The organism is Rhodococcus sp. IEGM 1330 (assembly GCF_033142445.1).
Classification (GTDB): Bacteria; Actinomycetota; Actinomycetes; order Mycobacteriales; family Mycobacteriaceae; genus Rhodococcoides.
In genome coordinates, this window is the sequence record NZ_JAWLSB010000001.1 from 236827 (window position 1) to 257751 (window position 20925).

The 20925-nt window shown below is 66.1% G+C and carries 1 protein-coding gene; it reads left to right on the forward strand.

Features of this window, described 5'->3' with window-relative positions; translation table 11 throughout:
* The first annotated feature begins 32 nt into the window (after positions 1–32).
* The gene (locus R4P57_RS01125; RefSeq protein ID WP_317801071.1) at positions 33–20921 is read left to right on the forward strand and encodes a non-ribosomal peptide synthase/polyketide synthase; all 20889 of its coding nucleotides are present in this window, start codon (positions 33–35) and stop codon (positions 20919–20921) included.
* The last annotated feature ends 4 nt before the right edge of the window (positions 20922–20925 follow it).

The window sequence follows — 20925 nt, forward strand, 5'->3', positions numbered from 1 at the left end:
GGAAAGAGAGGAATCGATTGGACCCGCTAGGTGTGGAAGGTGCTGGACACGACGACGGAGTCGGCAGTCCTGAGCATTCGTCGTTCCCACTGTCACCGGCCCAATTGGGAATGTGGTTCGCGCAGCATGTGGACCCCTCGGTACCCGCGAACATCGCCCAGTACATCGAGCTGCACGGCGAGCTCGACGTGGAGCTGCTCCGTCGAGCATCCTCGCAGGCGGCACTCGAGCTGCAGTCCGGATTCGTGCGCATCGTCGAGATCGACGCCGAACCCCGGCAGATCGTCGATCCCGCCCTCGACGACTCTCTGAACTATCTGGACCTACGCGGCGAGGCCGATCCGCGGGCAGCGGCGCTGGCGTGGATGCACGGCGACTACAGCGCGCCGATCGACATTCTCCGCGACCGACTGATCGCCGCGACCGTCCTGCGCCTCGAGGACGACGTCTGGTTCTGGTACGAGCGCGTGCATCACGTGGTGCTCGACGGATTCGGTGCCGTCACATTCATGAACCGTGCGGCGGAGCTCTACACCGCGGCGGTCGAGGGCACCGAACCCAACAAGAACTTGGCATCGGACCTGACCAAGGTCTACGACATCGACGTGGCCTACCGCGACTCGACCCGTTTCGAGGCCGACCGCGAGTACTGGGCATCGCGGATCGACGGTATCGACGGAGTCACCACCCTCGCCGGTCACACGGCTGCGCCTGCGGCGAAAAGTCAGATCGACAGCACAGCTCTGTCCGCCGAGACGATGGAACGGCTCGAGGCCCTGCGTGTCGAGACCGACACGACGATGGCAACCATCGTCATCGCCGGCTTCGCCGCCTACCTTGCGCAGATGACCGGACGCGAGGACGTCGTGCTCTCGCTCCCCGTCACCGCGCGCACCACCGCAGTGTTGCGCCGCTCCGGCGGCATGGTCTCCAACGTCGTTCCCCTACGGCTCGACGTGTCGGGTGACACCACCGTCGAGACGCTGCTCGCGCGCGTCAACGCCGAGGTCTCCGGGGCCCTGCGTCATCAGCGATACCGGCACGAGGACATTCGGCGCGATGCCGGAGCGGCCAGCGGTCAGGCATCGTTCTTCGGCCCGTGGGTCAACATCATGCTGTTCTTCGGCGAGGTGCGCCTCGGTTCGATGGTCGGCGGCATCAACATTCTCTCGACCGGCCTCATCGAGGACTTCGGCCTCAACCTCTACACCAGCGTTGCCGGGTCGACCACCCACATCGACTTCGAGTCCAACCCCAATCTGTACGGACCGGAGCAGTCCGGGCGGAACCACGAGAGATTCGTCGAATTCTTCGCCCGGTTCGTGGCGTCGGGACCGAAGCACGCGGTGTGGGATCTGGCACTGACCGACGGTGTCGAACGCGAACAGGTCGTGGCCGAGTGGAACGCCACCGAGCACGAGACCGAACCGCGGACCCTGCTGTCCGCCTTCGAGACCGCCGCGGCCGCGAACCCGGATGCGAGCGCCCTGGTGTACGAGGGCGAGGCGCTGACCTACGGTGAACTCTCCGCTCGAGTGAATGTGCTCGCCCGCCACCTGATCGACATGGGTGTGGGTCCCGAGACTCTCGTCGGACTGTCGATTCGTCGTTCGTTCGACCTCGTCGTCGGCATGTACGCGATCGTGGCGGCAGGCGGTGCCTGGGTGCCGATCGACCCCGATCACCCCGCCGATCGGACCGCGTACATTCTCGACTCCGCGCAGCCGCGGTGCGTGCTCATCTCCTCGCGCGACGATGTTGCGCTCCCCGAGGGAACCGAGACGGTCGCGGTCGATCTCGTCGACGGTACGTCGAGGTCCACGGCACCCGTTCTGGATGCCGAACGCACTGCGCCACTTCGACTTTCGAATACTGCCTACGTGATCTACACGTCCGGTTCGACCGGACGGCCGAAGGGTGTCGCGGTCGAGCACGCGGCGATTCACAATCAGATGGAGTGGATGCTCTCGGAGTATCCGATGGACGCCACCGACGTCTATCTGCAGAAGACGGCCACCACCTTCGACGTCTCGCTCTGGGGATTCTTCCTGCCGCTGCGCGTCGGCGCGACGATGGTGCTCGCTACCCCCGACGGGCATCGAGACTCGGTCTACGTGGCCAACAAGATCGCCGAACATCGCGTCACCATCACCGATTTCGTGCCGTCGATGCTGACGGTGTTCGTGGCCAACGCGCCGATGGGCACCTGCAGTTCGCTGCGCCACGTGTTCGTCATCGGTGAGGCACTGCCGGTCGAGACCGCAGCGTCGTTCCGCGGACTGTGCTCGGCGGGGCTGCACAATCTCTACGGCCCCACCGAGGCTGCGGTCTCGGTCACCTATCACCCCAGCGGACCGCAGGACACCCGCACCGTTCCGATCGGTGTCCCCGAGTGGAACACCAGGGCGTTCGTTCTCGACGGTCGGCTGCGCCCCACCCCGATCGGCGAATCGGGCGAGCTGTACCTCGCCGGAGTCCAGTTGGCGCGCGGGTACGTGGGCCGACCGGATCTGAGCTCGGATCGCTTCGTCGCCAACCCCTTCGGTACCGACGGCGAGCGGATGTACCGCACCGGTGACCTCGTGCGCTGGCGTAGCGACGGAGTGTTGGACTACATCGGCCGGACCGATTTCCAGGTCAAGTTCCGTGGACAACGCATCGAGCTCGGCGAGATCGAAACGGTTCTGCTCTCCCACGAAACCATCTCGCAGGCAGTGGTATTGGTGGTCCAGACGGTCACCGGTGATCAGTTGGTGGCGTACGTCGTCGCCACTCCAGGACGATCCATCGAATCCGCCGCGGCCATCGAGTTCGCCGGTCACGCCCTACCGTCGTACATGGTGCCTGCAGCGGTCGTCGTCCTCGACGCCCTGCCCCTGAACACGAGCGGCAAGCTCGACCGAAAAGCATTGCCGGAACCGGTGTTCAGCAGTGCGAAGAAGTACCGGGCCCCGCACAGCCGAGCGGAGTACGTGGTCGCCGGCATCTACGAGGATCTGCTCGGAGCCTCCAAGGTCGGTCTGGACGAGGACTTCTTCGAGCTCGGCGGCAACTCGCTGATCGCCACGCAATTGGTGACGCGAGTGGGCAGCGCTCTCGGAGTGCGCCTCGGTGTCCGTGAACTTTTCGAGGCCCCCACCGTCGGCGCACTCGCGGCCAGGGCCGAATCGGCGGCCCGGCTCGGGGTGGACACCCCGGTACTGGAGTCGCGGGAACGGCCCGAGCGTATTCCGCTCTCACCTGCGCAACAGCGAATGTGGTTTCTCAACCGCTTCGACCCCACCACTGCGGTGTACAACCTGCCGTTCTCCGTCCGTCTGACCGGGCCGCTCGACGTGGTGGCCCTGTCGGCCGCGTTCGCCGATGTCGTCGATCGACACGAGACGCTGCGCACCGTCTACCCCGAGGTGGACGGCTCACCGGAACAGGTTGTGCTCACGGCGGCCCGGACCCCGGCGACGATCCTGCCGGTCCGCATCGAACGGGACGAACTGGGCGGTCGCCTGCACGAACTGGTCGCCAAGGGATTCGACGTCACGGTCGACACACCGTTCCGCATCGCACTCTTCGAGATCTCACCGACCGAACACGAACTCGCGATGGTGCTGCACCACATCGCCGCCGACGGGGCGTCGTTCGGTCCGCTGGCGCGGGACGTGCTGGTGGCGTACTCGAGTCGAATCAAGGGGCGCGCACCCGAGTGGACGCCTCTCGAGGTCCAGTACGCCGACTACGCGATGTGGCAACGAGCGGTGCTCGGTCCCGAGACCGATCCGCTGTCGTTGGCGTCGCGCGAAATCGCTTACTGGAGCGCGACTCTCGAGGATCTGCCTGATCAGCTGGCACTGCCGTCGAGCAGGCCACGCCCCGCAGTGTCCTCGAACGCGGGCAGCAAGCTCCGGGTGGACGTTCCGGCGCATCTGCACGCCTCGCTTGCGAGCCTGGCACGCGAGAACAACGCGTCGCTGTTCATGGTCATGCAATCCGCGTACGCGCTGCTGCTCGCCCGGCTCAGCGGAACCACCGACATCGCCATCGGTGCGCCCGTGGCCGGTCGGGGAGAACCCGCACTCGACGACTTGGTCGGCATGTTCGTCAACACGCTCGTACTGCGCACCGAGGTCGATCCGGCGTTGACGTTCGAGGAACTCCTCTCGCGCGTTCGTGACACGGACCTGTCCGCGTTCGCGCACGCGGACGTACCGTTCGAGCGCCTCGTCGAGGTGCTGAACCCGGTGCGTTCGACGTCGCGGCACCCACTGTTCCAGGTCGCGATCTCGCTGGAATCGGCGATGTCTCGTGAACTCACCGTCGGTGGCCTGCGCGCGAAAGCCGCCGAATTCGACGTTCCCATCGCCAAATTCGACGTACAGCTGTGGCTGACCGAGCATCTCGACGACGGAGCACCCGCGGGTATCGACGCGGTGTTCGAGTACGCCACAGATCTGTTCGACGCAGATCTCGTCGAGAGTTTCGCTCGTCGCTTCCTGACGATTCTGGATGCGGTCACCACGGACGCGACAGTGCCGGTCGGCGACGTGGCGATCGTCGATGCCGCGGAGCACCGGTCCGTGGTGTCGCAGTGGAACGCCTCGGGAGAAGACGTCTCTCGGGAGTCGACCCTGGTGGATCTGCTCGATGCTGCTGCCGCACGTCACCCGGACGCCGTCGCGGTGCGCTTCGGTGGCTCGTCGATGACCTACGCCGAGTTCGACGCGCACGCCAACCGTCTTGCCCGCGTTCTCATCTCGCACGGCGTCGGCCCCGAAAGCTTGGTCGCTGTCGCCCTTCCGAGGTCGGCGCAACTCGTCGTCGCGCTCGTCGCGGTGATCAAGGCCGGCGGTGGATACCTCCCCGTCGACCCGAGCTACCCACTCGACCGAGTCGAATACATGCTCGACGACGCACGGCCGACTACCGTTCTGTTGTCCGGCTCCGACCGAGTGGAACTGCCGTCCGACGTCGAAACCCGCACCGGCGCAGCACTGCTCGATATCGACACCGTCGACCTGTCGTCGGTGTCCGACGATCCCGTCACCGATGAGGACCGGACGCGTCCGCTGCGGCCCGACAACGTCGCCTACGTCATCTACACCTCGGGTTCGACGGGCCGTCCCAAGGGCGTGATGATTCCGCATCGCAACGTCGTTCGGCTGCTCGACAACACCGATTCGGTCTACGGCTTCGGTTCCGACGACGTGTGGACCATGTTCCACTCCTACGCCTTCGACTTCTCGGTGTGGGAGCTGTGGGGCCCGTTGCTGTACGGCGGCACGTTGGTCGTCGTCGACTACTTCACCTCGCGGTCGCCGGAGGCCTTCCATCGACTGCTCGTCGACGAGCAGGTCACGGTGCTCAACCAGACGCCGTCTGCGTTCTACCAGCTCTCCGAGGCCGATCGCACAACGGCAACCGAGCACGGCGAATTGTCGCTGCGCTACGTGATCTTCGGTGGTGAAGCCCTCGAACAACGGCGGCTGACCGGGTGGTTCGAGCGGCACGGGCACCGCGCGCCCCAACTCGTCAACATGTACGGCATCACCGAGACGACCGTGCACGTGTCCTACCGTGCCCTGGATGCCGCGTCCGTCGAGACCAGCGCCTCGGTGGTCGGCAAGCCCATCGCCGGACTGCGGGTGTTCGTGTTGGACACCCGCCTGCATCCGGTTCCGGTCGGGGTACCCGGTGAAATGTACGTTGCCGGTGGACAACTCGCCCGCGGTTACCTCGGCCGCCGAGAACTGACGTCGGTTCGCTTCGTGGCGAACCCCTTCGCGTCGGGAGCCGACGACGGATCGCTGCTGTACCGAACCGGTGACCTCGCACAGTGGAACGCCGCAGGCGAACTCGAGTACCTCGGTCGTTCGGACGATCAGGTCAAGGTTCGTGGATTCCGCATCGAGCTGGGCGAGGTGGAGGCGGCGGTGACCGCGCAGCCGACCGTCACCCAGGCCGCCGTGGTCGTGCGCGAGGACTCGCCCGGTGCCGCTCGACTGGTCGCCTACGTGGTGTCCGCTGCCGTCGAGGGTAGGCCGATCGTCGACATCGAAGACATCAGAACCGGTATCGCCGAGGTACTTCCGGAGTACATGGTGCCGTCGGCTTTCGTGGTGCTCGACGCGATCCCACTGACCGTCAACGGCAAGCTCGATCGCCGGGCACTGCCGGCTCCGGTGTTCGAGGTGCGCGAGTTCCGTGCCCCGACGACACCGATCGAGGAGATCGTCGCCGACGTCTTCGCGGACGTTCTCGGGGTGGAGCGCGTCGGTCTGGACGACGACTTCTTCGAGCTCGGCGGCAACTCGCTGATCGCCACGCAGGTGGTCTCGCGCCTGGGAGTCGCTCTCGATGCCACCGTGCCGGTGCGCATGCTGTTCGAGGCATCGACCGTGGCGTTGCTCGCCGTACGGGTGGAGCAGGCTGCCGGGGAGGGCGGTCGTACCGCACTCGTCGCGACCGTCCGGCCCGAGCGAATTCCGCTCTCGCTCGCGCAGCAGCGAATGTGGTTCCTCAATCGATTCGACGCCGACTCCACCGCGTACAACATTCCGTTCGCACTGAGACTGACCGGCGAACTCGACGTCGCCGCGCTGCAGGTTGCGATCATGGACGTGATCGACCGGCACGAATCGTTGCGCACGGTCTACCCGGACACCGCGGCGGGCCCGCAGCAGTCCATCCTCGACGCCGCTCAGACGGTGCCGAATCTGATGCCCATTCCGACGTCCGCGCCCGATATCCAGCGGCAGGTCTTCACACTGGCATCGACGACGTTCGACGTGACGGTCAACGTTCCGATTCAGGCTCGCCTCTTCGAGATCGGTCCTCGCGAACACGTCATCGCCATGGTGGTGCACCACATCTCGGCCGACGGCTGGTCCATGGGTCCACTGGCCCGCGACCTGATGATCGCGTACGCCTCGCGCACCGCGTGGGAGAACCCGGCGTGGATGCCGCTGCAGGTACAGTACGCCGACTACAGCCTGTGGCAGCGTTCGGTTCTCGGCTCCGAGGACGATCCGCAATCGCTGATCTCCGGTCAGGTCGACTACTGGGCCGACATGCTTGCCGGTCTTCCCGATCAGCTGGATCTCCCGACCGATCGGCCGCGCCCGAATCGTCAGTCCTACCAGGGATCGTCGATCCGATTCGACGTACCGGCCGAGGTCCACCGAGGCCTGTCCTCGCTGGCCCACACGCACAACGCATCGCTGTTCATGGTCGTTCACGCTGCTCTGGCGGTACTGCTCGCGCGCCTGTCCGGCACCGAGGACATCGCGATCGGTACTCCGGTCGCAGGCCGCGGCGACGCAGCCCTCGACGACGTGGTCGGCATGTTCGTCAACACCCTCGTGTTGCGCACCGACATCGAGTCGGGTCGGACGTTCTCGGAGCAGATCGGGCGTGCGAGAGAAGTGGCGCTCGGTGCGTTCGGGCACGCCGATCTGCCGTTCGAGCGCTTGGTCGAGGTGCTGAACCCGTCCCGGTCGCAGGCGCGGCATCCCCTGTTCCAGGTGATGCTCTCGTTCGAGAACCTCAGCCGCACGCACGTGGACCTACCGGGACTGTCGGTGGACAGCGTCGCCCTCGATGCCGAGGTGGCGAAGTTCGACCTGCAGCTGACCGTCACCGAGTCCATCGGAGTGGACGGTCGCGGACAGGGCATGGCCGCCGAGTTGACCTACGCGACAGACCTGTTCGACGCCGAAACGGTCCGCGGCTTCTCCGAACGTTTCGTGCGAATGCTCACCGCTGTGGTGGCAGATCCCTCGCTGTCGGTGGGAGATATCGACCTTCTCGACGACGGCGAGCGCGACCGAGTCGTGACGGCGTGGAACCGCACCGAACACGAGATACCGGATCAGCTGACGCTGGTCGACCTGTTCGATCGTCAGGTGGCCGAGAGTCCAGATGCGCAGGCGTTGGTGTTCGAGGGTGAGCGGTTGACGTATGCGGAGTTCGCAGCACGAGCCAATCGTCTTGCGCGACATCTGGTATCGACCGGGGTGGGGCCTGATTCACTCGTCGGGCTTGCGATCGGTCGAAGCCTCGACCTGTTCGTGGGTATGTACGCGATCGTGAAGGCCGGTGCCGGGTACGTGCCGATCGATCCGACGCAGCCGGCTGATCGCAACGAGTACATCGTGGCTACGGCTGCGCCGGTTCGAGTGTTGTCGACCACGCGCGATCATGTGGAGTTCGCCGGCGTGGAGACGATCGATATCGACACTCTCGACGTGTCGGACCTGTCGCCGACGCTGCTGACCGACGCCGAGCGCAGAGCGCCGCTTCGGCCCTCGAACATCGCCTATGTGATTTTCACGTCGGGGTCGACGGGTCGTCCGAAGGGCGTCGGGGTGTCGCACGAGGCGATCGTCAATCGGTTGTTGTGGATGCAGCACGAGTACGGGTTGAGTGCCGGGGATGTGGTGTTGCAGAAGACTCCGTCGACGTTCGATGTGTCGGTGTGGGAGTTCTTCTGGGCGTTGCAGAACGGTGCGTCGGTGGTCGTCGCTGTTCCGGATGGTCATCGGGATGCGTTGTATCTGCTCGATGTCATTGCTCGTGAGCATGTGTCGGTGGTGCACTTCGTGCCGTCGATGATGTCGGTGTTCGTGCCCGAGGTGGAGCGACGCCGAGCATCGGGTGCCTCGCTGCGGTTGGTGCTCGCATCCGGTGAGGCGTTGGCCCCCACCACGGCCCGCGCACTGCGACGGGCAATCGCTGGAGTGGAGTTGCACAACCTGTACGGCCCCACGGAGGCTGCCGTCGACGTGACCTATCACGCTGTCACGGACGAGGATTCGGACGTGATGCCCATCGGTGCGCCGGTGTGGAACACCTCTGTGTACGTGCTCGATTCGCGTCTGCATCCCACTCCCGTCGGTGTCGCAGGTGAGCTCTATCTCGCAGGCACGCAGCTGGCTCGTGGGTATGTGGGACGCTCGGACTTGACCGCGGACCGCTTCGTGGCCCATCCGTTCGCAACGGGCGGGCGGCGCCTCTATCGCACCGGCGACGTCGTGCGGTGGCTCCCCGGTGGTGAGCTGGAATACGTGGGTCGGTCGGATTTCCAGGTGAAGCTGCGCGGCCTGCGCATCGAACTCGGCGAGATCGAATCGGCATTGCTGGCGCAACGCTCGATCTCCCAGGCGGTCGTCGTGGTCCGCAACGAGCAACTCGTCGGGTACGTCGTGCCGTCCGGCGCCTCGGTGGAGACCGGAGCCGTCCTCGGTGCGCTGCGGTCTCGACTCGCGGAGTACATGGTGCCGTCGACGCTGATCGTGCTCGAGGAATTTCCGCTCGGCGCGAGTGGAAAGCTCGACCGCAAGGCCCTGCCCGATCCCGCTTTCGAGGTGACCGAGTATCGGGAACCGACCAACGACATCGAACGCACCGTTGCCGAGGTCTTCGCCCAGGTCCTCGGAGTCGAGCGTGTCGGTCTCGACGACGACTTCTTCGAGCTCGGTGGAAACTCCCTCATCGCAACGCAACTGGTGTCACGACTGGGCGTCGCCATGGACACTCGAATCGCGGTGCGAGAGCTGTTCGACACCTCCACGGTGGCCGATCTGGCCGCGCGGTTGGGCACACTGGTCGCCACCGGAAGCCGCCCGCCGCTGGTGCCTCAGCAACGGCCGCAACATATTCCGTTGTCGCTGGCGCAGCAGCGCATGTGGTTCCTCAACAAGTTCGACGTCGAATCCGCGGCCAACAACATCCCGATCGCCGTGCGACTGTCCGGTCTGCTGGACCGTCGCGCCATGCAGATCGCGGTCGCGGATGTCGTGGCTCGGCAGCAGTCCCTGCGCACGGTGTTCCCGGAGACCGACGGAACCGCTCACCAGGTCATCGTCGACGCCGCCTCGGCCACACCGGATCTGACGCCGATCGACATCGCCGCGCACGACGTCGCGGATGCGTTGCGCGAACTGGCGACCACCGGATTTGACCTGTCGAAGGACCTGCCCTTCCGAACCAGACTCTTCGAGGTCAGCCCCACCGAGCACCTGTTGGTGTTCGTCGTCCACCACATCGCGGCCGACGGGTTCTCGCTCGGCCCGCTCACCCGAGACGTGATGAACGCGTACGCGGCTCGTTCGCTGAACCAGGACCCCTTCTGGTCTCCGCTGCCGGTCGACTACGCCGATTACAGCCTCTGGCAGCGCGAAGTACTCGGTTCCGAGGACGACCCGCAGTCTGTCGTCTCGCAGCAGATCGACTACTGGACAACCGCTCTGGCCGGCCTGCCGGATCAGCTCGACGTGCCGTCCGACCGGCCGAGGCCTGTCGTGGCGTCGAACAGTGGTGCGCTCGTGCGGTTCTCCATCGACGAGGATCTGCACCGCGCACTGATCGATGCCGCCAGAGCAGAGAACGCCTCGCTGTTCATGGTGGTGCACACCTCGTTGGCCGTACTGCTGTCGCGGCTGTCCGGCGAAGCCGACATCGCCATCGGCACCCCGGTCGCCGGTCGTGGTGAGGCCGCCCTCGACGACTTGATCGGCATGTTCGTCAACACCCTGGTGTTGCGCACCGAGATCAACACGGCGCGGCGATTCGACCAGGTACTCGCCGACACCCGCGAGACCGACCTGTCGGCTCTGGCCCACGTGGACGTACCGTTCGAGCGCCTGGTGGAGATCCTCAACCCCGCCCGATCCACGGCTCGTCATCCCCTCGTGCAGGTGGTGCTCGCGTTCCAGAACCTGGGACAGAAGGATCTCGAACTGCCGGGACTGTCGGTCTCCGGTGTCGATTTCGAGACGCTGGTCGCTCTGTTCGATCTGCAGTTCACGTTCGTCGAGTCGATCGGACCCAGCGGTGCTCCGCAGGGCATGACCGTCGACGTCACCTACGCCACCGATCTCTTCGACGAAGCCACGGTCGTCACGCTCGGCGATCGCCTGATCACAGTTCTCGAAGCCGTCGCCGACAACCTCTCGACCGTGGTCGGCGACATCGAACTGCTCGAGCCCGTCGAACGTAGGCGGGTGCTGGTCGAGTGGAACGACACCGAGCACGAGCTCGACCGGGCCCAGACGTTGGCCTCGCTCGCCGGCCAGGTCGACTCGTCCTCCGCCGCACTGGTTTTCGGAGACGACACGCTCACCTACGGCGAATTCCAGGAACGGGTCGCTCGTCTGGCGCGGTTCCTGATCGCCCGCGGTGTCGGACCCGAGAGCGCAGTGGGCATCGCTGCCCGTCGCTCGGTGGAACTGCTCGTCGGAATTCACGCGATCATCGCCGCCGGTGGTGCGTACGTACCGATCGATCCGGACCAGCCGGGCGAGCGGATCGCACACATTCTCGGAACCGCGGCACCGGTCTGCGTGCTGACCACGTCACGAGACGCGGTGGAGGCCGACGGTGTCGAGGTCCTCGATATCGACACCCTCGATCTGTCCGGCTTCTCCGGTACGCCGATCACCGACGCGGACCGAATCAAGCCGTTGGCACCGTCCAACACCGCCTACGTCATCTTCACGTCGGGCTCGACCGGGCAGCCCAAGGGTGTGGCCGTCACGCACGACTCGATCGTCAACCGCCTGCTGTGGATGCAGTCGGAGTACGAGCTCGCCGCCGACGACGTCGTGCTGCAGAAGACCCCCGTCACGTTCGACGTGTCGGTATGGGAACTGTTCTGGCCGTTGCAGATCGGTGCCACGTTGGTCATCGCAAAGCCCGACGGCCATCGTGATCCCCAGTACCTGCTCGAGACGATCGAGGCGCAGTCGGTCACCACTGCACACTTCGTACCATCGCTGCTCGAGGTCTTCGTCTCCGTCGTGGCAGCGGCGCCGTCGCCTGCGGCCACCTCTCTGCGGACTCTGTTCGCTTCCGGAGAGGCACTGCCCGCCGAGGTCGGCGATCGGCTCCGACACGTCCTGCCGGGCGTGGCGCTGCACAACCTCTACGGTCCCACCGAGGCGGCCGTCGACGTCACCTACCACGCAGTGACGGAGGCGGACGTCGACCTCGTTCCGATCGGTGTCCCGGTGTGGAACACCAGGACGTATGTCCTCGACGCTCGACTGTCTCCGGTCGCTCCCGGGGTGGCGGGCGAGCTGTACCTCGCCGGAGTTCAACTGGCCCGCGGCTATCTCGGGCGAACGGACCTGACGGCCGATCGATTCCTCCCCGACCCGTTCGGAGCACCGGGTACGCGCATGTACCGCACCGGTGACCTGGTGCGCTGGCGTGCAGTGTCCTCCGGTTCAGGACGGTTGGAGTACCTGGGCCGCACCGACTTCCAGGTCAAGCTCCGGGGACTGCGCATCGAACTCGGCGAGATCGAGACCGTGCTGCGCAAGCATCCGTCCGTTGAATCCGCCGTCGTTCTGGTTCGGCAGACCGCTGCCGTCGGCGATCAGCTGGTCGCCTACGTCGTACCCACGGTCGGCGGGACCGTCGACGTTGCCGAATTGACGGACTTCGCGTCGCGCTCGCTCGCGGGCTACATGGTCCCGGCCGCGACCGTCGTGCTCGACGCGCTGCCGCTGACGCCCAACGGCAAGCTCGATCGTCGCGCTCTACCGGAGCCGAACATCGAGCAGCGTGCTTTCCGTGCGCCGGCCACCACGTCGGAAACCGTAGTGGCAGAGGTGTTCCGCGACGTTCTCGGTATCGATGTGGTCGGTGCCGACGACGAGTTCTTCGCCCTCGGCGGCAACTCCCTCGTCGCCACGAGAGTGGCGTCGAGAATCGGCGCGGCACTCGACACCACAGTGACCGTTCGGACGATCTTCGAGGCCTCGACCGTGTCCGCCCTGGCGGCCAAGCTCGACGAGCTCTCGGGTTCGGGCCGTCGAATTCCACTGGTGCGCACCGATCTGCCGGACTCGGTACCGCTCTCGCTCGCTCAGCGCCGGATGTGGTTCCTCAACCGGTTCGACCCGGAGTCCGCGACGGAGAACCTCCCCGTCGCCATCGAGCTCAGCGGCGATCTCGACATTCCCGCCCTGCGCGCGGCAGTGGCCGACGTGGTCGAGCGGCACGAGTCGCTGCGAACGGTCTACCCCGAGGTCGACGGCGTCGCCTCCCAGGTGATCGTTCCGGCGGAGCAGGTGGTTCCCGATCTGCTGCCCATTGCGACCACCACGGCCGAACTGCCGTCGGCGTTGGCGGCGCTGGCCATGGGAGGGTTCGACGTCATCGCTGCGCCGCCGTTGCGCGCTGCGTTGTTCGAGCTGGAGACGGACCGCCACGTTCTGGCGTTCGTCACCCACCACATTGCCGCAGACGGCTTCTCGATCGGACCCATGACTCGGGATCTGATGGTCGCGTACGCAGCCCGTAGCGCGGGCACCGAGCCCGGTTGGGTCCCGCTCGCCGTCCGCTACGTCGACTACACCCTCTGGCAGCAGGCCGTTCTCGGTTCCGAGGAGGATCCGACGTCACCGGTCTCGAACCAGATTCGGCACTGGACCAGGGCGCTGTCGTCGCTGCCGGACGAGGTCACCTTCCCCGGTGATCGCGCCCGCCCAGACCGATCGTCGTATCGCGGCGGCAACATCACGCTCGCCCTCGACGCAGACACGCACGGCCGCCTCGGCGACGTGGCCCGCGCCAACCAGAGCTCGCTGTTCATGGTGTTGCACTCCTCGCTCGCCGTGCTGCTGACCCGACTGTCCGGTGAGACCGACATCGCGATCGGTACTCCGGTCGCAGGGCGCGGTGAGGCAGCACTCGACGACGTCATCGGAATGTTCGTCAACACGCTGGTGCTGCGGACCGACATCGATCACGGCGGCGCATTCACCGAGCTTCTGGCGCAGGCACGCGAGACCGACCTGTCGGCGTTCGCCCACGCCGAGGTGCCGTTCGAGCGGCTCGTCGAGGTACTCGACCCACCGCGGTCGGCGGCTCGTCACCCGCTCGTCCAGGTGATGCTCACCGTGCAGAACATGGAGCAGACCGAGCTCGAACTCCCCGGCCTGAGCGTGCGCGCCGTCGACCTCGAGGTCGAGACGGCCAAGTTCGACGTTCAGTTCACGTTCACCGAGAACCACGTCGACGGCGGCATGACCATCGACGTCACCTTCGCCCGCGATCTGTACGACGACGGCACAGCGCGTGCAATCGGTGAACGCCTGATCCGCGTCCTCGAGTCCGTGGCACGCGATCCGGGTCAGCGAATCGGCGACGTCCCGGTGATGGACGACGCCGAACGCGGCCGTGTGCTCGCGCTCGCCCAGGACGCGCCTGCCGTCGCCGATTCGCTCGACACGATCGTCGATCTCTTCGCCGCTCGGGTAGCCGAGGACCCCGACGCTCCCGCAGTGGTGTTCGAGGGTGCCTCCACGAGTTACCGAGAGATCGACGAGTCCTCCACGACACTGGCGAGAATTCTCACCGCCCAGGGGGTCGGGCCGGAGTCGCTGGTGGCCGTCGTGCTGCCGCGCACCGCCGGTCTCGTCGTGGCACTGCTCGCGGTGCTCAAAGCCGGTGGTGCCTACGTTCCGATCGATCCGTCCTACCCGGCCGACCGTATCGAATTCGTCCTCACCGATTCTCGTCCGGTGGCCGTCCTGACGTGGACCGGTGTGGACGTAGCGCTTCCCGCAGCGCTCCCCAGGATCGATATCGACACCGCCTCGACCGGGAGCGACGTGTCGGCGGCCGATCCGATTCCGGCGACCGCGGCTGCGACGGCCTACGTCATCTACACCTCGGGCTCGACGGGCAAGCCCAAGGGCGTGCTGATCCCGCATCGCAACGTCGTACGGCTGTTGGCGAACACTGCGCGGCACTTCGGTTTCGGTCGCAACGACGTGTGGACGCTGTTCCACTCGTTCGCGTTCGACTTCTCGGTGTGGGAACTGTGGGGCCCGCTCACCACCGGCGGAAGCGTCGTCGTGGTCGACTACTTCACCTCCAGGTCGCCGGAAGCATTGCGGGAGTTGCTCATTCGTGAGCGTGTCACAGTTCTCAACCAAACTCCGTCCGCGTTCTACCAGCTCGATCAGGTCGATCGCACCGCAGGCTCGGCGGATGGCTATTCGTTGCGGTACATCGTGTTCGGTGGTGAGGCGCTGGAACTGCGACGACTGGCCGGTTGGTTCGATCGTCACGGCGACGATTCCCCGCAACTGGTCAACATGTACGGCATCACCGAAACCACGGTCCACGTATCGCACCGTGTCGTGGACGCGCGGTCCGCGACGCAGGCATCGGGATCCCTGGTGGGACGCGCCATCTCCGGGCTGTCGGTGTACGTACTGGATTCGCGGCTGTCGCTGGTACCCGCAGGTGTGCCGGGGGAGATGTACGTCTCCGGTGGTCAGGTCGCGCGCGGGTATCTCGGTCGAGCCGGATTGAGCGCGACGAGGTTCGTCGCCGATCCGTTCGCCGGCGACGGATCCGTGCTGTACCGCACCGGCGACGTGGCACGGTGGTCGACCGACGGCGAACTCGAGTTCGTCGGTCGCGCCGACGACCAGGTCAAGATCCGCGGCTTCCGAATCGAGCTGGGCGAGGTCGAATCCGCCGTCGCGTCCGCTCCTGCCGTCGGGCAGGCAGCGGTGATCGTGCGCGAGGACACCCCTGGTGCCGCACGCTTGGTTGCCTACGTCGTGCCCGCGGCCGAGTCGACGATCGACATCGACGTCGTCAGGGCAGCGGTCGCGGAGAACCTTCCCGAGTACATGGTGCCCTCCGCCTTCGTGATCCTCGACGCGATTCCGTTGACCGCCAACGGAAAGCTGGACCGACGAGCGCTGCCCGAACCGGCTGCGCGCACCCGCGAGTTCCGGCCACCGACCACCCCGGTGGAGAACATGGTCGCCGACGTCTTCGCCGACGTTCTCGGCGTCGAACGCGTCGGTCTCGACGACGACTTCTTCGAGCTCGGCGGCAATTCGCTGGTGGCAACACAGGTGGTGTCCAGGCTCGGTGCCGCAGCGGACACGACTGTTCCCGTCCGCGCACTGTTCGAGGCACCGACGGTCGTGGCTCTGGCCGCGCGGGTCGAGCAGGGTTCGGGCGCAGGTGCGCGGCCGGCGCTGGTGGCATCGACGCGACCGAGCCGAGTGCCGCTCTCGCTGGCACAACAGCGGATGTGGTTCCTCAACCGCTTCGATTCCGAGTCAACTGCGTACAACATCCCGTTCGCGCTTCGTCTGAGCGGACGTCTCGACGTCGACGCGTTGCAGCGTGCCGTCTCCGACGTGATCGAGCGTCACGAGACTCTGCGATCGGTGTACCCGGACTCACCCGAGGGCCCGCACCAGGTGATCGTGCCGATGTCGGAGGTGCCCACCACCCTCGAGGTGATCAACACCGATGCGGAGTCGGTGACCGCTCGGGTTCTCGAGCTCCTGGCGGCGACGTTCGACGTCACGACCCAGGTTCCGCTGAAGACCGCACTCTTCCGAGTCTCGGACACCGAATTCGTACTCGGCATGGTCATCCACCACATCAGTGCCGACGGTCTGTCGGTGATGCCGTTGTCCACCGACGTCATGACCGCATACGCCGCGCGCACCCGCGGTTCCGATCCGGCGTGGGCACCGCTGCCGGTGCAGTACGCCGATTACGCGCTGTGGCAACGTCAGGTTCTCGGGTCCGAGGAGGACTCGGAATCGATTGCGGCGCAGCAGATTCGGTATTGGGAAAGTGCTCTGGCCGAGCTGCCCGAGCAGATCGAACTACCGCTCGATCGTCCGCGTCCCGCCGAGCAGACCTTCCGGGGCAGCCGCGTCGACTTCCGAATCGACGCAGCCGCGCACGCGCGACTGACCGAACTGGCACGCGCGCACAACGCGACGGTGTTCATGGCCGTGCACGCGGCGTTCGCCGTGCTGCTCTCGCGCATCTCGGGATCGCCGGACATCGTCGTCGGAACCCCCATCGCGGGTCGTGGTGAAGCGGACATCGAAAACCTCGTCGGCATGTTCGTGAACACGTTGGTGCTGCGGCTCGACGTGGCGGGCGGCGCGAGCTTCGAAGACCTTCTCGACGCGGCTCGAGAAACCGATCTGCAGGCCTTCGCCAACTCGGACATCCCGTTCGAGCGGCTCGTCGAGGTCGTCAACCCCACCCGGTCGACGGCGCGTCACCCGCTGTTCCAGGTCGGCTTCTCGTTCCAGAACTTCGCGCGCCGAGAATTCGAGCTCGACGGACTGGAAATCTCGGCACTGGACACCGAGACCGGAACGTCGCAGTTCGACCTTCACCTGATCGTCTCCGACGCCCCGCGCGACGACGAGGCCCAGCACGACGACCAGGCACCGGGCGGCTTCGATGCGTTGTTGACCTACGCGACCGATCTGTTCGACGAGCGCACCGCTCGCTCGCTCGTCGCTCGGTTCGAGGCCGTTCTCGACGCCGTCGCTGCGTCGCCGTCGACCCCGGTCGGCGACCTCGATCTGTTCCTCGACGGTGAGCTGCCCGCCATCGTCCACGAGTGGAACGACACCGACCGCGACTTCGATTCCGCAGGCGGCACCACGCTCGCCGATCTGTTCGTGGACTCGGCAGCGCGCAACGGTGACGCCGTTGCACTCGTGCACGACGACGGCTCGCTGACGTACGGCGAGTTCTCCGAGCGGGTGTCGCGTCTGGCCCGTCATCTGATCGGCCTGGGTGTCGGACCCGAAGTTCCGGTGGGGCTTGCCATTCGGCGATCGGTGGATCTGCTGGTCGGCATGTACGCCATCTCCGTGGCCGGTGGTGCCTACGTCCCGATCGATCCGGATCAGCCGGCCGAGCGCAACGCGCTCGTGTTGGAGACCGCAGCTCCGCTGTGCGTACTGACATCCGGTGCCGTCGGGCCGGAGATCTCTTCTGCGGCAACGGTTGTCGATCTTCCGCAGCTCGATCTCGGGAGCTGGTCGCCCGCGCCGGTGGAGGCCTCCGAGCGCCACGGCGTGCTCTCCGCCGACAACACGGCCTACGTCATCTTCACGTCCGGCTCCACCGGCCGACCCAAGGGCGTTGCGGTCTCGCACGGAGCCGTCGTCAACCAGTTGAACTGGCTGCGCGCGGAGTACGGCCTGGACGAGACCGATGCGTCTGTGCTCAAGACCGCAGCGACATTCGACCTGTCGGTGTGGGAGTTCTGGTCGCAACTGACCTCGGGTGGACGACTCGTCGTCGCGAACCCGGAGGGACATCGCGATCCCGACTACCTGCTCACGCTGGTCCGTCGGCACGCGGTGACGACGTTGCATCTGGTGCCGTCGATGTTGTCGATGCTCGGCACCGTTGCTGCGGGCGAGCTGTCACCCGATCTGCGACGCGTCCTGGCCATCGGTGAAGCACTACCCGCAGCGGTGGCGCAGGATTTCCGGCGGCACAACGGTGCTGCCGAGCTGCACAACCTCTACGGCCCGACCGAGGCGGCAGTGTCGGTGACCTCGCACCCGGTCACCGATGCCGACACCGTCGCCGTGCCGATCGGCGTGCCCGAGTCCAACACTGCCGTGTTCGTGCTCGACTCTCGCCTTCATCCGGTTCCGGCCGGAGTCACCGGAGAGCTCTACCTCGCCGGTGCGCAATTGGCGCGAGGATACTTCGGGCGCGCAGACCTCACCGCCGAACGGTTCGTGGCGAATCCGTTCGACGCGAACGGAACGCGGATGTATCGCACGGGAGACCTCGTGCGCTGGCGGGTTCCGCTCGTCGACGGCGCACCGGCAGCGGCCCGTCTCGACTACATCGAGCGTGCCGACTTCCAGGTCAAGATTCGCGGATTCCGCATCGAACTCGGTGAGATCGAGGCAGCCCTGCGCACTCAGGCAACGGTGGCCGACACCGCCGTCGTCGTGCACACCGGCGAATCGATGGGCGACCAGCTGGTCGCCTACGTCGTCGGACAGTCCGAAGCAGTACTCGACGTGGCAAGTGTCGAAGTCGAACTCGCTCGCGCCGTGCCGTCGTACATGGTTCCAGCAGCGTTCGTCGTCCTCGATGCCCTCCCGCTCAATGCCAACGGCAAACTGGATCGACGGGCCCTTCCGGCACCGCAGTTCGAGGTTGCCGAGTTCCGTGCGCCGGTTACTCCGATCGAGGAGATCGTCGCGGCCACCGTGGCGGAACTGCTCGGTCTCGACCGCGCCGGACTCGACGACGACTTCTTCGCGCTCGGTGGAAACTCATTGGTCGCAACGCAATTGGTCTCGAGGCTTGGCCAGGCGCTCGACGCCCAGATTCCGGTGCGCGCAGTGTTCGCGGCGTCCACCGTCGCAGGCCTGGCCGCCCACATCGCCCCGCTCGTCGGTGGCGGTGCGCGCCGAGAACTGACCGTTCGTGAGCGACCCGATCTGCTTCCGCTCTCGATCGCTCAGGAAAGAATGTGGACGATCAACCGGATCGACCCCGGTTCCTCGGCATACAACATTCCTGTCGCGGTCCGGCTGACCGGCGCACTCGACATCGACTCCCTGCGCGGGGCATTCGACGACGTTCTCGGTCGCCACGAGATTCTGCGCACGGCATACCCCGATTCGGTGGACGGGCCGGTGCAGCAGATCGGTTCCGTCGCCGAGGTGGGGGTCGATCTGACGCCCGAGCGGGTGGAACCGGATGTGGTGATCTCCCGCCTGACCGAGACCCTCGGTGCCGGGTTCGACGTCACGAAGTCGGTTCCGGTACGGGCTGCGTTGCTGCAGGTCGCCGAGAACGAGCACGTACTCGCCGTGGTGGCACATCACATCGCCGCCGACGGCTTCTCGATGGGTCCGCTGATCCGCGACGTCATGGTGGCCTACACCGCTCGGGTTGCGGGGGAGATGCCGCCGTGGTCGCCGCTGCCGGTCCAGTACGCCGACTTCGCGCTGTGGCAGCGCGACGTGCTCGGCAGCGAGAGCGATCCCGAGAGTCCGCTCGCGAAGCAACTGGCGTACTGGACGACCGAGTTGGCAGGAGCGCCGGAACAATTGGCGCTTCCGCTGGATCGGCCGCGACCACCTCGCCCGACGATGCAGGGTGCCTCGTACGACTTCTCGTTCGGCACCGACATCGCGTCGGCGATCGAGAAGATCGCTCGCGAACACTCGGCGACGACGTTCATGGTGGTGCACAGTGCCTTCGCCGTGCTGCTCTCGAGGCTGAGCAACTCTTCCGACATCAGCATCGGCACACCCACTGCAGGTCGCGGTGAGCAGCAACTCGACGAGCTCGTCGGCATGTTCGTCAACACGCTCGTGTTGCGAACGAGACTCGATCAGAGCGGCACGTTCGTCGACCTGCTGCAGCAGGCGAAGGACAAGGACCTGGCGGCGTTCGGCCACGCGGACGTCCCCTTCGAGCGGCTCGTCGACGCACTGGGCCGGGCGCGGTCGAGTGCCTACACTCCGCTGTTCCAGGCCATGCTGACCTTCCAGAACCACGTGACCGGAACGTTCGAGCTGCCGGGTCTGCAGGTGCAGGCGTTGCCCGCGGGCGACGACCAGGCCAAGTTCGATCTGCAGCTGACCGCCGTCGAGAGGTTCGACGACACCGGAGCACTACGCGACATCGAGGCGACGTTCACCTACGCGACGGCGATCCTCGACGAGTCGTCGATCGCGACGTTCGCCGATCGGCTGCTGCGGATTCTGAATGCCGTCGTCTCGGATCCGGCTGTGGTGCTGCGATCCATCGACATCCTCTCCGACGAGGAGAAGGCGGAGTTCGCGCCACGAGCCAAGCCCAAGACGGTGGACGATCTGCCCGAACTGGTTGCCCTGGCAGCGACCGTCGCGCCCGATGCGGTGGCCCTCGAACACGAATCGACGACGGTCGATTTCGCTGCTCTGCACGCCAAACTGGCACAGATGTCGGCGACGATGGGCGCGGCTATGAAGCCGCAGGCTCTGGTGACGGTCACGTTGTCGGCACTGGTTCCGGGTATCTTGCCCGCCCTCGGTGCGGAAGGGCTGAACACCGCTCTGGCATCGTTGATCGAACGGGCGGAGTCGGTGATCGCGTCGTCGTGACGAG